Consider the following 13528-nt stretch of genomic DNA (forward strand, 5'->3'; position numbering starts at 1 on the left):
ATTATATTTTTTTCTGAAACTCCCAAGAATTCTGTAATGATTGTTCTAAAGATAATGTAGGTTCCCACTCCAATTCCTTTTTTGCTAAAGTAAAATTAGCATAAGCTTCCTGTATATCCCCTTCTCTTCTATTAATAATCTCATAAGGAATTTTCAAACCATTAGCCTTTTCAAAAGCATGAATCATCTCTAAAACAGTAGATCCTATACCAGTACCTAGATTGAAAAATTCTAAGAACTTTTTATTTTGTTTATGAATTAATCTGTTTAAGGCCTTGACATGAGCATCTGCCAAATCGTTTACATCTATATAGTCTCTAATAGCTGTGCCGTCTCGAGTCTCATAATCAGCTCCAAAAACATTTAATTTTTCTCTTATCCCTGCCGCTACTTGAGTAATATAAGGCAATAAATTATTAGGGATTCCATTAGGCACTTCTCCTAACAATCCAGTCGGATGTGCACCCACCGGGTTAAAGTACCTCAAAGCAATAGCATTTTTTTGAGTAGCTTTTACATAATCTGCAATAATCTCCTCCCCCATCTGCTTCGTTTTTCCATAAGGCGATTCCGGTTGTTTTAACGGTGTTTGTTCATCTATAGGCATCTTTTCTGCCTGGCCATACACTGTGCATGACGATGAAAAAATCATATGATCCACTCCACACACCTCCATAACTTCCAGCAAGTTAATCAAGCCCAACATATTATTGCGATAATACATCAGTGGTTTCACAACAGATTCTCCAACAGCCTTGTGAGCAGCAAAATGTATCACCCCATCAATCCTCTTTTCCTTGAATAATATTAATACCTTATCATAGTCTTTTAAATCAAGCTGATAAAATTCAGGTTTCCTTCCAGTAATTTCAGTAATTCTTTCCAAAAACGAAATGTCAGAATTTGATAAATCATCCACAATAACAACCTCATAGCCTGCCTCTTGCAAAACAACCACCGTATGTGAACCAATATAACCCAAACCTCCAGTGACTAAAATTTTTCCCATTTTTTCAAATCTATGTTTATATTCAAAAATTACAACCTAAAACTACTCTACTTTGAATTAAAATACAAAAAACACTTTGCTTAGTAACGATTTGGATTTAAATTGACTACTATACTTATAGCTTATTATCCGTTTTCTCTCCTTTTACATCATAAACAACAATAGCATTTTCATTTTTTAAGGCTCAGGTCTAAGTTTAAAAACTCTTTGTGTGCTACCCCGAGCACCACGGCATCATATCCTATAGGCAAATTCGCGAATCTGCGTATTCGCGAATTTGCCTATTTGCTTATTTATCCGCTTCTTTCTGAGCTACTTCTTTCCTTAAACCCGAACTTGAGAAACGGTGGTCACGAGTATTGAAATGCAGCTCGATACCTTTTTCTTCACAGTAAGTACGTCCTGTAAAATCTTTTCCTTTATATTCTTCTCCTAAGATACGAACATCTATTTTGAATGACCGTAAAATATCTTCCAAATCCTGCTCGGTAGCATACGGAACAATCTCATCAACAAACTTACAACCTTTCAGCTGAATGTAACGTTCCACCACACTTTGCACAGGTCTGTTCTTTTCCGGACGGTCTAATGTAGGGTCGGTCTGCAATCCACAAATCAGATAATCACACTGACGCTTGGCGTCTTCCAACATTTTGATGTGCCCTGCATGTAGCAAATCAAAGGCACTGAATGTTATTCCTACCTTAATTCCTTTATTTTCTGTTGGTACTTTTTTCGAGAGTTGTTCGTTTATATTTTTCTCTTTCATTTTTCTTCTTATTTTTTTAATTGTTCTTCCCAATTTAGTGCCAATTCTTTCCCTAGCTCCACTCCCCATTGGTCAAAACTGTAGATATTCCATATAATTCCTTGTACAAAATATTTATGTTCGTAAAAGCTACATAAAATCCCTAAATTTTCCGGAGTCAACTCATCAATTTCAATTAATGTAGATGGTTTGTTTCCCGAAAATATTTTATGTGGTAATAACTCTTCTATTTCTTGTTCCGATAATTGCTTTGACTGAAGCTGTTGCCTTACTTCATTTTCATTTTTTCCTTTAAAAAGTGCTTCTGTTTGTGCATAACAATTGGCTGCCAGTTGCAACTGATGCTCATGAAAGGAATGTTGGTATTTTTTTACCAAAATAAAATCAGCCGGAACTAACCACGAACCCTGGTGCAATAACTGAAAAAAGGAATGCTGGGCATTGTTTCCCAAATCTCCCCAAACAATGGGTGCTGTAGCATAATCTACAACTTCTCCGTTCCGGTCAATGCGTTTGCCATTGCTTTCCATAGCAACTTGCTGTAAATAGGTCGGCAACAATCCTAATAATTCAGAATAAGGTAGTATCGCCTCTGTTTGTGCTTTTAAAAAATTGGTATAAGCAATACCCTGAAGTGCCAAACGGACGGGAATATTTTCCTCAAAAGGTTGATTTTTAAAATGTTGGTCGGCTTTTTCCGCCCCACGTAACATCTGCTCAAAAATGTCGTAACCTAACCCTAATGCTAAAGCTAATCCTACGCTGCTCCACATACTGAATCTGCCACAAACCCAGTCCCAAAACAAAAAAGTATAATCGGGCTGTATGCCGAATTCAGCTGCTGCCGAAGGATAAACAGTAACCCCGGCAAAATGTTTTTTCCAGTTTTCTTTACCTAATTGTTCGATACACAAATCTTTAAAAACATTGGCATTAGACAAAGTCTCTTTGGTAGAAAAACTTTTGGATACCACGACAAACAAAGTTTCTTCTAAAGAAATTTCTTGTAGTAATTGTTCTATCTGCTGGGCATCAATACTGTTGATAAAATGTAATTGTAAATCAGAATTTTTGTATGGTTTCAAGGCTTTGTATGCCATACGCAATCCCAAATCACTGCCACCAATACCGATATTGACTACATGACGAAAAGGCTTACCATTACTTGCCAACCGCTCACCTGATAATATTTCATTGACAAAATTTTTAATGCGACTTCGTTCATGAGTTACCTTCTGATAAATATCATCTGATAAATAATCATTGGAAGAAAATTGACGCAAAGCCGTATGCAATACTGCCCGTTTCTCTGTTTCATTGATCGCTTTTCCACCGAAAAAATCGTCAATAGCCCGAGAAAGCTCACACTCATCAGCTAATTCAGTTAACATAGAAAATGCCTCTGCACTAACTAAAGATTTAGAAAAATCATAAGTCAGACCGCTCTCAACTATCCGAACAGTCGCTTTGTTATTATTTGATAACGAATGAGCACTATAATAATTTTCTAACTTTTTCCAGGCTTTTGTATGTGTAGGATTTATCCTTGGCAACATTATATATCGTCTTAGTAGGTCACAAAAATAGTAATTTTTTCAGCAAAAAAATCTTATTTCATAGTAATCTTGTGCAAATCTGTGTATTCGCGTATTCGCAAATACACAGATTTGCGAATACGCGAAGTTTTTACGTATATTTACATCGGAAAAATCAAAGTCATTTTTTAACCAATAATTCATTTATGATTTCAACAAAAAGGAATATTATTCCGTTTTTGATTACGATATTTTTTGTCACTGCCTGCGAAAAAAACGATTTGTGTGGGGGCGTAAATGTTGACACCCCGCAGGTAAATATTACCTTATACAATCGGTTGAATAATGAAGAACAAAAAACCGCCCAGATGATTAACTGCTACGCTTTGGACTATATTCATCAGGATACCATTCCGGTCATACAATTTCTGAACAGAGCCTCATTTACATTGCCTCTCAAAGTGTATGAAGAAAATACCGTTTGGTATGTAGAACTCAAGGAATGGATAGGCAATGACACGATTACCCGGGCAAATCTGCTGGATTTCAGGTATGAAACGAGTAGCGAATATGTTTCCAAAGCTTGCGGATACCGAAGTGTTTTCCAAAGAGTTAGGGTTAATTCTGTGAATGACACCATTCAGCACCTGCCGGGTTGGATTAGCACTTTGGACTATACAAATGAAATAACAACCAATGACACCACACATGTTCAAATATATTTTTAGTCTGCTCATTTTATCCTCAACAATCAGTGTTTATGCTCAGGAAAATGAGGATAATCCCACGGTTTACCCGCAACGGTACGGACTCAGAGTCGGGACAGATTTATTCAAACTCAGCCGGAATATCTGGGATAATAACTACACCGGTTTCGAGATTAACGGCGATTATCGCTGGAACAAAAAAGTGTATATCGCAGCTGAACTGGGTCGTGATGAAAAGTTTAAGGAAGAAGACCGCCTGAGTTTTACTACCAAAGGTCAATACCTGAAAATCGGTCTGGACTATAACATGCACAACAACTGGATGGATTTGGAAAACATGATTTATGTCGGCGGGCGATACGGTTTGAGTTTTCATGAACAAACTCTGCATTCCTACAAAATTTTCACTACCGACGGTTATTTTGATGAAAATGAAATTTATCCGAATCTGACAAGTTCCGGACTGCACGCACACTGGCTCGATTTGGTGGGCGGAATAAAAACACGTCTTTTTGACAACGTTTTTATGGGATTTTCTGTTCGTTTCAGCTTGTTGCTTCATCAAAAACAGCCCGAAGGTTTTGAGAATTTATATATTCCGGGGTATGGTGAAAAATTCAGCGGAAACATCGGGGCTTCGTTCAATTATTCCATCAGTTATTTTATTCCGTTGTATAAAAAAACACCAAAACAGTTACAAAACCAACCAGACAATCAATAAAATAAAGCAAATCAACCACATAATCTGTGACAACTGATTTTGATTTTTAACTTTGTTAAACGATTGAATCAGCTGCCATTCTAAAAGTAAAAGAAAAACCAAAACCATTAAAACAGCGGGGCGAGTACCGATAAATCCATAATAAACCGTTTTGGTTAATGATTGCTTATTCGAGATAAATTCCACAGAAGCAATTTCTTTAGTTAGCATTAATTGATTAATTTTCATACTATTATACCCACCGTTTCGCAACGAACGAAAAATTTTGTAATCAATCGGCAAATGTATTTCATCGTCCAAAACCAGGTAATAAGTCGTAGAAGAACTATACAACCCAACTTTGTAAAAGTTTCCTTGTTCCACCGGTTGTAAATACGGAATCATCGGCAAGATAATGGACAGCAAAGTAACAGAAACTGCTAATTTTGTCGAAAAAGTCCATTTTTTAAACTGGGAAATAATTTTGCGGTAAGCATCCTTAAAATGTAAATATTTCGGCGGACGATAAGGTCCGTAATCATTGGTTTTCTGAATCCCTCGGCGAGTAAAAAGTGTTTTTATTCCATTGAACGGATTAGATAAAAAAACCTCTGACCAGCTTGTATTCAAATCATGCAACCGCTTGGAAAGAGTTACGCTGATGAAAAAAACATAGACAAACAGACTCAGGTAAAACATAAAAGTCCATTGCTGCCAAAAACTCAACCACAACACCACTGCCAAAAACACAGTAGCAACAATCATTCTCTGACGGAAAGTTTCCGCCGGAACTCTGCCATAAACTCCGAAAATATTTTCTTTTTTGAAATGTTCCTGCCGAACGTTTGGATTGATTCTTCGCTGTCGTCGCCACGCTTCCACATTCGGATTTTTATCGCGATATTTGAAAACCAACTTGCGGTAATAATGTTGATTATCAAAACCCGTCACACGCATATTAACCACCAACTCTTCTTCCACTCTTTTGAGTTTGAGCCCGTGTTTGCCCATCGCATTCACCGTTCCGAGATAATCTATATCAACGCTTTTCGCTCCTTCCACCTGCCATTCAATAACGACAATATCATCTAAAGAATAAAAAGAAGTATTTGATTTGAAATAATGAATTTTTGGTGGTGGCCAGTTATTCCCAGATTGACTTTCTTTCCGGGCATATTCGGTCGATTGGTTTTTTATTTGCTTTTGCCTGATAAGAATTTCATCTAACCAGCGTTTGTTTTTCGGGTCAGACAAATATTCATACGCCTCTTTAATCACAATAAAATACTGATGAGCCTGTTCACTTCGGTTAACGTCCGGGTGGTATTTTTTAGACAAAGTACGATAGGCCTTTTTTATCGTCTGGTCGTCTGAAAAATCAGGTATTTCAAGTATTTTGTAGTAGTTAATCATTTAGAGCCTGTTTAAAAAAGAGATGCTTCCTTGCCTCAGCATAAACAAAAAAAACTTTATTTCATGGTTAATTTACAACCACTTTATCTCCTTTATTTTTTTATTAAACAGAAAACGCATCATCACTTTTTCACCTTCGTCTGTTTTGATTACTTTGAATTGTGGCGATAATATCGTGGCAAAAACCGCACACAGTAACGGATTCATAAAACCGGTAATTTCGGTAAAGCTCAACAGCAATTTGCCAAGCAGAAAAAGCACAGCGAAACATACAAACTGCACGATAAAAACTTTATTTTGTTTACTCATTTTTTTGAAATTTTGCTCTTTTACTTCCTTCGTAAATATCATACTTGACTAATCGGGATTCAATTTTTCCATTGAATAGTTTAATTCTTCGGGTAGTTTTTAAGCCGACATATTTCAAGGCTTCCACATTTCCGGTAATAAACCATGCCTCGGTTTGTGGGTAAGACCGTTTGAATGTATCTCCGATTTCGCGGTAAAAACGTTCCAAATCAATATCCAGCCGTTCGCCATAAGGTGGATTAAAAACCATGTGTAAAGGTCCTTCGGTTTCTTTTTCGGTTTTAAAAAAGTCTTGCTGTTCAATATCAATATATTCCTCCAAATTGGCATTACGAACATTTTCCCGTGATTTTCTGACTGCCGACGGTGCTTTGTCATATCCAACAATCCGATATGGAAAATCCTTGATTTTGTTCAATAAAGATTCTTCGATTTTGTCAAATAAATCTTCGTCCCAGTCCCGCCATTTTTCAAAAGCAAATTCACGCCGGTTGATATTTGGCGGAATATTACACGCAATCATCGCTGCCTCAACCAGAAATGTTCCCGAACCACACATCGGGTCGAGAAAATGTGTTTGCCCTCTCCAGCCCGACAACAGCAAAATTCCTGCCGCCAACACTTCGTTTATCGGTGCAATATTGGTTGATGTCCGGTAACCACGATGATGCAACGATTCGCCGGAAGTGTCCAAGGAAACGGTGCAAACATCTTTCTGAATATGCACATGAATCCGAATGTCGGGGTGTTGTTTGTCTATGCTCGGACGTTTGCCGAATTGCTCACGAAACTGGTCCACAATTGCATCTTTCGACTTCAGTACCACAAATAACGAATTGTTAAACGCCTCGCTATACGCCGTAGCATCAACCACAAACGTCTGATTGGCGAAAAGAATTTCTGACCAATCGATAGATTTTACACCTTTATATAAACTTTCTTCGTCAAAAACCTTGAAAGTTTTGATAGGTTTAAGGATTTTCAAAGCGGTACGCAAACTCAGATTGGCTTTGTACATAAATCCTGTGTCGCCGGAAAAACTTACCATTCGTATGCCTTGCTCGACATTTTGAGCACCAAGAACCCGTAATTCCTGGGCTAATATATCTTCGAAACCAAAAAATGTTTTGGCTACCATTTTATAATTATTCATATATCGTGTATTGAGCAAAAAAATGCTATAATAGTGCAAAAATAGCGTAAATTTGTCGCTTGCTAAAATCAATTTGATTAATCGTAGAAAATGACCTATATTTTACCTTTAGTATCTGTGTTGCTGGGTGCTTTCATCGGGCTGATATTTCAGCCAAAAAACAAAAAAAATCTGAAACTGCTGTTGGCATTCAGCGGAGCTTTTTTGTTGTCTATAACAGTTATGCACCTGTTACCCGAAGTGTATGACACTGTTTTTCACGGTCATCATCACGATGAACATCAGCATGACCATTCGGGAGGATACAGAATCGGGTTGTTTATCATGGTCGGGATTTTATTTCAAATCATATTGGAATTTTTCTCAAAAGGTGCTGAACACGGACATGTTCATACCCACGAAAAAATGAACGCAATGCCCTGGACGCTTTTTATTAGCTTATGTATTCACGCATTATTGGAAGGAATGCCCGTTAGCCACCACCACGATTTAGCTATAGGAATTGCCATTCATCATCTGCCGATTGCTATCATTTTATCCATGTTTTTTGTTAATGCAGGTTTGGCAAAAAAATGGATTATTTTATTTATGGTTGCTTTCGCCTTGATGACTCCACTCGGAACGTTAGCGTCTGAGAAATTAGATTTTCTTACGCATTATTATACGGAAATTTCAGCTGTCGTTATCGGAATTCTTTTTCATATTTCTTCCACAATCATTTTTGAAAGTAGCGAAAATCATAAATTCAATATCGCCAAAATCTCGGTTATCGTTCTGGGAATAGTATTAGGGTATTTGGTTTAATTCAGCATTACAAACAGAAATAACAGCTTGGTCAAAGATTTCTTTTTCCTTAATAAAATCGGTTTTTATCGGTAAATAATATAATTTATCCTGAGGTAATTTACCTTTCAACCGCATATAATCTTTTTCGGTAGTAATGATAATTTTTCCATTGGATTTTTCCGTTATTTTGTCAATATCCTTTGCTGAAAAATGATGATGATCAGGAAAAGTCAATCTGTCCGAAACAGCCAGATGTGCATAAAACAAATCCGGATTGGCAATACCGGAAACAGCAAAAATCTGCTCTGCCGGAATATCGGCTAAACGGATTTTTTCAGTTTGGTTATAAACATATTCATCATAGCTGATGGTCGTAAAAAAGATTTTTTGAAAAGGTTTAGGCTGTAGTTTGTTTTTAATTTTCTGTATTTCTGTTTCAGTAATATTTTCAGGACATTTAGTCACAATAATAATTGCCGCACGATCAGCTCCGCTACCAGATTCACGCAGATTTCCAACCGGTAGAATATAATCATCACAATACAAATCGCCATAAGCGGTAAGCAAAATATACGCTGTTGCCTTGACTTTCCTATGCTGATACGCATCATCGAGCAATATCACTTCGGGCGGATTGCCGGACTGTAAAAGTTGTTTGATTCCGTTTGTTCTATCTGCATCGACAGCAACTTGTATGTGATGAAACTTAGAAAAAAACTGAAAAGGTTCATCGCCCAAATCTTCTACCCGGGTATTTTCATCTGCCAATACAAAACCCTCCGTTTTTCGCTTGTAACCCCTGCTCAAAACCGCCACCTTGTATTTATCTGATAATAAACGGATTAAATATTCCGTCTGAGGCGACTTTCCCGTTCCTCCAACGCTCAGATTCCCCACTGCAATCACAGGAATCGGTGCTTGGTAGCTTTTATACAAAACGTGATTGTAGAGGTAATTCCGAATACTCGTAATCAACCAATACAATATCCCGAAGGGAAAAAGTAAAAACCTCAGCCATTTCATAATGCAAATGTAAGGGATTCTGAATCAATAATCATACTTACAGAATCAAGAAATTCGCAGTCCGTTTTCACAGGGTTTGTCCACCGAAATCAGAGTTACGTCTTTGTTTTCGCCTACAGCTCCGAGTAATAAACATTCGCTCATAAAATCAGCAATTTGCTTAGGCGGAAAGTTGATTACCGCCAAAACCTGTTTGCCAATAAGCTCGTTTAAATCATACAAATTAGTGATTTGAGCTGATGTTTTTTTAATTCCTTCCCCGCCAAAATCTATCCAGACCTTATAAGCAGGATTACGGGCTTTTTCAAATATCTGTGCATCGATTATCGTTCCGACCCGAATATCTATTTTAGCAAAATCTTCCCAGTTTATTTGTGTTTCCATTAGGTAATTGTCTTTATTTCTTTGTAAATTTACGATGTAACATTTTAAACTTTATGATGATGAGCAAAAAAATATTGATGTTAGCCGGCGATTTCGTAGAAGATTACGAGATTATGGTGCCGTTTCAAGCACTTTTATCTGTGGGTTGTGAGGTTGATGTGGTTTGCCCCGGAAAGAAAAAAGGCGAAATTATCGCTACTGCCATTCATGATTTTGTGGGTTTCCAGACTTATGTAGAACTTAGAGGACACAATTTCCAAATCAACAAAACCTTTGATGATGTACAACTTGATGATTATGACGGTTTGTATGTTTGTGGCGGACGAGCTCCTGAGTATATTAGACTGAATGACAAAGTATTGGCATACACCCGGCATTTTTTCGAGAATAACAAACCTGTGGCTGCTATTTGTCATGGTATTCAGATTCTGACTGCTGCGGAAGTTGTGAAAAACCGTACACTTACTGCTTATCCGGCTGTTGGTCCGGAAATTACACTCGCAGGTGGAAATTACAAAGAAATTGATGCCGATAAAGCGATTACTGACAACAATTTGACGACATCTCCCGCATGGCCTGGACACCCTGCTTTGCTAAAAGAATTTTATCAATTATTGGGCATTACGATTGGGCAAAACTAATGCAAAGATTTTAGATGTTAGATGCTGGCTATTGAGTGTTAATAGCCAGCATCTAACGAAATCATCTTTTTCGTTTGAGGATTTTTCTTGCACGACTTTGAAATGAAACAGTCATCTGCGGATACATTTGTTCAATAATTGCGGTAAGCTCTTCAGTAATCCATTTATTTTCTTCGGATAGTAAATCCAGACAAGTGATACAGTTTGATTTTGTTGCAACGAGAGATTCTCCGATTAACCATGAAAAGCAAATTTCGGTTAGCTGTTGTTTTTGTTCGGCAGATAAATCATTATGAGTATGTTTCAACATACCGATATACATATTGGTCAGACTTCTTTTGTTGGTTTCGTGGTTTTCATTCTCTGCTAAATCAATAAAATACTGGAAATCGTTTTTGAAATACAACAAATGAGTCCGTGAAAAAGTATCGCAGAAACACAACAAATGAACTTTCTGTTTTCCGCTTGTGCGGTCGATAAGAGCAACCAAACTTTCGGAGTCAAATTCATTTTTTAAGATTAGATTCCGAGCGAAATACCTGTTTTCTAATCTTAAATCTAATTGATTGAGCAAAAAATTTTCAACGATGTTCATGGATTATTATATTTTACCAACCACAGTTTTATTGTTTATCCTTACCTATAAACGGATTATACATCATAATCGCATGATTTTCAGCAAGTAGTTTTTCTGTCGTTAAACCTTTATTCTTTTCTATTTTAAAAATTTGATTGTGCCGTGAATAACCTCCCCAAAACTGCATTTTCATTAAATGATTCCGTTCTTCGACCTTGTATTCTTTGTCAATTTTTTCTTTACTGAATAATTCGCCGTTCAGGTGTGTTTCGTTTAGCCACAATTTCAATTGAAAAATATTATCAGTTTCATTTTTAACTTGTAAATCAATGTAATTATAAGACAATGTTGCACCTGCACCAAAAGGTACTTTTCTGTTTACGTCGGGAAATACGTCAAATCCGTGTCGGTGTCTTTCTGTAATTGTCAAAGGTGAATGTGCAAAAATCCAAAAAAGCAAATTTCCTAACTGACAAAGTCCGCCACCTGTGTCTTTTGCAATCATTCCTTGTTTTAAAACAAGTCCTTCCAGATATCCTTTGCGTTTTGAAGGTCTGCCTACAAGTTTCCAAACTGAGAAAGTTTCGCCCGGGTTAATTATTAAATGGTCAATGTATGAAACAGCAATCTTTAGGTTGGTTTTCTTGTTTTCCTGCAGATACATATCAACGTCTTTAAGAGAACGAAGAATAATTGATTTGTGCCGGAAAACAGTATTTTTAAATAATTTTTCACTTTTAGAAACCGCCCATTTTTTGTTTCCGAAAAACCAATCCATTTTTCGTTTCAGGATAAAATATTCCTTTCCGAATATTTGCCTTAACTGACTTCTTTGTTTGGGCTTTTCTATTTCTTTCATGTTTGATATTACATCTTTTTTAAAACCACCATACTTTAAAAGTAAATATACAGAAAAACCTCAAAAGATTGCTCCTTTGAGGTTCTTTATTATTCAGTTCAACTTTGAACCTTTAAACCTTAAACTTTAAACAAAATCTTACAAGTGAATCACTTCATCATAAGCAGCTGCAACAGCTTCCATAACAGCCTCACTCATAGTTGGGTGAGGATGAACAGCTTTTAAGATTTCGTGTCCTGTGGTTTCTAATTTACGGGCAACAACAGCTTCGGCAATCATATCGGTAACGCCGGCTCCAATCATATGACAGCCTAACCATTCGCCGTATTTGGCATCGAAAATTACTTTTACAAAACCGTCCGGTGTTCCGGCAGCTTTTGCTTTTCCTGATGCAGAGAACGGGAATTTACCTACTTTGATTTCATAACCGGCTTCTTTTGCTTTTTTCTCGGTCATTCCAACCGACGCAATTTCCGGTGTTGCATAGGTACAACCAGGAATATTTCCGTAATCTAATGGTTCTACGTGCAAACCTGCAATTTTTTCCACACAAAGAATTCCTTCAGCAGATGCTACGTGAGCTAAAGCTTGTCCCGGAACCACATCTCCAATAGCATAGTAACCCGAAACATTCGTTTGATAAAATTCATCTACCTGAATTTTATCTTTATCTGTTTTGATTCCGGTTTCTTCTAATCCAATATTTTCTATGTTTGATTTGATACCCACAGCCGAAAGTAAAATATCAGCTTCTAAAATTTCTTCTCCTTTAGCTGTTTTTACCGTAGCTTTTACACCATTTCCGGAAGTATCTACTTTTTCAACCGATGAATTGGTCATAATAGTAATGCCTGCCTTTTTCAAAGAACGTTCAAATTGTTTGGAAACATCTTCATCTTCCACAGGAACAATGTTTGGCATAAATTCAACAATGGTAACTTCAGTTCCCATAGAATTATAGAAATGAGCGAACTCAACACCAATCGCACCTGAACCTACAACAATCATTTTCTTTGGTTGCTCCGGCAAGGTCATTGCCTGACGGTATCCGATTATTTTTTTACCATCTTGCGGTAAGTTTGGCAATTCGCGAGAACGTGCTCCGGTTGCAATAATGATATGATCCGCAAAATATTCGGTTACTTTTCCGTCTTTATCGGTAACATCAACTTTTTTGCCCGGTTTTACTTTTCCAGCACCGTCAATAACATCAATTTTGTTCTTTTTCATCAAAAACTGAACACCTTTGCTCATTCCGTCGGCAACACCGCGTGAACGTGCAATTACAGCTCCAAAATCTTTATCTACTTCGCCATTGATAGTCAAACCATAATCAGAAGCGTGTTTTAAATAATCAAAAACCTGAGCCGATTTTAACAATGCTTTCGTCGGGATACACCCCCAGTTTAAGCAGATTCCCCCTAAATTTTCCTTTTCCACTACGGCAACTTTAAAACCTAATTGCGAGGCTCTGATGGCAGTTACATATCCGCCCGGACCGCTTCCTAAGATGATGATATCGTATTTCATTTTTTAATTGTTTTTAGGCTGTAAGCATTAAGCTTTCAGCACATTATTGTTATTTAATTTTTTAATTAAAAAGTTATTTGAAGCTGTTTTTTTAACTATTTCAATCAGTTGCGAATTTAAGCATTTATTTTGA

General features: G+C 36.9%; 15 protein-coding genes. 4 read left to right on the forward strand and 11 right to left on the reverse strand.

The annotated features are described in order from the left end of the window. Position 1: 1 nt before the first annotated feature. The 3 genes from galE to pgi form a co-directional block, all read right to left on the reverse strand. Positions 2–1009, reverse strand: a complete 1008-nt coding sequence (galE, locus tag CDL10_RS04535; protein WP_100677439.1) for a UDP-glucose 4-epimerase GalE — start codon at positions 1007–1009, stop codon at positions 2–4. 289 nt (positions 1010–1298) lie between these two features. Further along, positions 1299–1718 (reverse strand): adenylyltransferase/cytidyltransferase family protein, encoded by a 420-nt coding sequence (locus CDL10_RS04540; protein ID WP_100678640.1) that lies wholly within the window; start codon positions 1716–1718, stop codon positions 1299–1301. A gap of 68 nt (positions 1719–1786) precedes the next feature. Further along, positions 1787–3334 (reverse strand): glucose-6-phosphate isomerase, encoded by a 1548-nt coding sequence (gene pgi / locus CDL10_RS04545; protein ID WP_100677440.1) that lies wholly within the window; start codon positions 3332–3334, stop codon positions 1787–1789. Between the two features lie 185 nt (positions 3335–3519). On the opposite strand from pgi, the gene CDL10_RS04550 reads away from it, so the two are divergent. Next, positions 3520–4041, forward strand: a complete 522-nt coding sequence (locus tag CDL10_RS04550; RefSeq protein WP_100677441.1) for a DUF6452 family protein — start codon at positions 3520–3522, stop codon at positions 4039–4041. Then, positions 4010–4741 carry a DUF6048 family protein gene (locus CDL10_RS04555; protein ID WP_243389289.1) on the forward strand — a complete coding sequence of 244 codons (732 nt, stop codon included), beginning with the start codon at positions 4010–4012 and terminating at the stop codon, positions 4739–4741. Before CDL10_RS04550 ends, CDL10_RS04555 begins: the two co-directional genes overlap by 32 nt. Here the strand turns inward: CDL10_RS04555 and CDL10_RS04560 are convergent. The 3 genes from CDL10_RS04560 to CDL10_RS04570 all read right to left on the reverse strand — a co-directional run bounded on the left by CDL10_RS04560 (position 4715) and on the right by CDL10_RS04570 (position 7595). Beyond that, positions 4715–6133, reverse strand: coding sequence for a DnaJ domain-containing protein (locus CDL10_RS04560; RefSeq protein ID WP_100677442.1), 1419 nt, complete (start codon positions 6131–6133; stop codon positions 4715–4717). The two genes, CDL10_RS04555 and CDL10_RS04560, sit on opposite strands and share 27 nt — an antisense overlap. A 72-nt stretch (positions 6134–6205) precedes the next feature. Further along, positions 6206–6442 (reverse strand): hypothetical protein, encoded by a 237-nt coding sequence (locus CDL10_RS04565; RefSeq protein ID WP_100677443.1) that lies wholly within the window; start codon positions 6440–6442, stop codon positions 6206–6208. Further along, a complete protein-coding gene (locus CDL10_RS04570; RefSeq protein ID WP_243389290.1) occupies positions 6435–7595 on the reverse strand; it encodes a THUMP domain-containing class I SAM-dependent RNA methyltransferase in 1161 nt (386 codons plus the stop codon). The genes CDL10_RS04565 and CDL10_RS04570 overlap by 8 nt, the downstream gene beginning before the upstream one ends. A gap of 90 nt (positions 7596–7685) precedes the next feature. Between CDL10_RS04570 and CDL10_RS04575 the strand changes: the two genes are divergently transcribed. Further along, positions 7686–8399: a ZIP family metal transporter gene (locus CDL10_RS04575; RefSeq protein WP_100677444.1), complete on the forward strand. Its 714-nt coding sequence runs from the start codon at positions 7686–7688 to the stop codon at positions 8397–8399. Here the strand turns inward: CDL10_RS04575 and lpxK are convergent. Together lpxK and CDL10_RS04585 are read right to left on the reverse strand one after the other, a co-directional pair. Then, a complete protein-coding gene (lpxK, locus tag CDL10_RS04580; RefSeq protein WP_100677445.1) occupies positions 8382–9404 on the reverse strand; it encodes a tetraacyldisaccharide 4'-kinase in 1023 nt (340 codons plus the stop codon). The two genes, CDL10_RS04575 and lpxK, sit on opposite strands and share 18 nt — an antisense overlap. Before the next feature lie 45 nt (positions 9405–9449). Then, positions 9450–9788 carry a tRNA-binding protein gene (locus CDL10_RS04585; RefSeq protein WP_100677446.1) on the reverse strand — a complete coding sequence of 113 codons (339 nt, stop codon included), beginning with the start codon at positions 9786–9788 and terminating at the stop codon, positions 9450–9452. 53 nt (positions 9789–9841) lie between these two features. Here CDL10_RS04585 and CDL10_RS04590 point away from each other — a divergent pair, with 53 nt between their 5' ends. Beyond that, positions 9842–10429 carry a DJ-1/PfpI family protein gene (locus tag CDL10_RS04590; protein ID WP_243389291.1) on the forward strand — a complete coding sequence of 196 codons (588 nt, stop codon included), beginning with the start codon at positions 9842–9844 and terminating at the stop codon, positions 10427–10429. Between the two features lie 61 nt (positions 10430–10490). Here CDL10_RS04590 and CDL10_RS04595 read toward each other — a convergent pair whose 3' ends face one another. The 3 genes from CDL10_RS04595 to lpdA form a co-directional block, all read right to left on the reverse strand. Next, a complete protein-coding gene (locus tag CDL10_RS04595) occupies positions 10491–11024 on the reverse strand; it encodes a hypothetical protein (protein ID WP_100677447.1) in 534 nt (177 codons plus the stop codon). 28 nt (positions 11025–11052) lie between these two features. Next, positions 11053–11865, reverse strand: a complete 813-nt coding sequence (locus CDL10_RS04600; protein WP_100677448.1) for a VanW family protein — start codon at positions 11863–11865, stop codon at positions 11053–11055. A gap of 138 nt (positions 11866–12003) precedes the next feature. After that, the gene (gene lpdA, locus CDL10_RS04605; RefSeq protein WP_100677449.1) at positions 12004–13395 is read right to left on the reverse strand and encodes a dihydrolipoyl dehydrogenase; all 1392 of its coding nucleotides are present in this window, start codon (positions 13393–13395) and stop codon (positions 12004–12006) included. Between the last annotated feature and the right edge of the window lie 133 nt (positions 13396–13528).

This window comes from Avrilella dinanensis (assembly GCF_002807015.1).
In the GTDB taxonomy this organism is placed as follows: Bacteria; Bacteroidota; Bacteroidia; order Flavobacteriales; family Flavobacteriaceae; genus Flavobacterium; species Flavobacterium dinanensis.

Coding starts and splice junctions, on each gene's coding strand:
- pgi (WP_100677440.1), bottom strand. CDS start 3,334: ATGTTGCCAAGGATAAATCCTACACATACAAAAGCCTGGAAAAAGTTA.
- lpxK (WP_100677445.1), bottom strand. CDS start 9,404: ATGAAATGGCTGAGGTTTTTACTTTTTCCCTTCGGGATATTGTATTGG.
- CDL10_RS04570 (WP_243389290.1), bottom strand. CDS start 7,595: ATGAATAATTATAAAATGGTAGCCAAAACATTTTTTGGTTTCGAAGAT.
- lpdA (WP_100677449.1), bottom strand. CDS start 13,395: ATGAAATACGATATCATCATCTTAGGAAGCGGTCCGGGCGGATATGTA.
- galE (WP_100677439.1), bottom strand. CDS start 1,009: ATGGGAAAAATTTTAGTCACTGGAGGTTTGGGTTATATTGGTTCACAT.
- CDL10_RS04575 (WP_100677444.1), top strand. CDS start 7,686: ATGACCTATATTTTACCTTTAGTATCTGTGTTGCTGGGTGCTTTCATC.
- CDL10_RS04595 (WP_100677447.1), bottom strand. CDS start 11,024: ATGAACATCGTTGAAAATTTTTTGCTCAATCAATTAGATTTAAGATTA.
- CDL10_RS04555 (WP_243389289.1), top strand. CDS start 4,010: ATGACACCACACATGTTCAAATATATTTTTAGTCTGCTCATTTTATCC.
- CDL10_RS04600 (WP_100677448.1), bottom strand. CDS start 11,865: ATGAAAGAAATAGAAAAGCCCAAACAAAGAAGTCAGTTAAGGCAAATA.
- CDL10_RS04590 (WP_243389291.1), top strand. CDS start 9,842: ATGATGATGAGCAAAAAAATATTGATGTTAGCCGGCGATTTCGTAGAA.
- CDL10_RS04565 (WP_100677443.1), bottom strand. CDS start 6,442: ATGAGTAAACAAAATAAAGTTTTTATCGTGCAGTTTGTATGTTTCGCT.
- CDL10_RS04550 (WP_100677441.1), top strand. CDS start 3,520: ATGATTTCAACAAAAAGGAATATTATTCCGTTTTTGATTACGATATTT.
- CDL10_RS04560 (WP_100677442.1), bottom strand. CDS start 6,133: ATGATTAACTACTACAAAATACTTGAAATACCTGATTTTTCAGACGAC.
- CDL10_RS04585 (WP_100677446.1), bottom strand. CDS start 9,788: ATGGAAACACAAATAAACTGGGAAGATTTTGCTAAAATAGATATTCGG.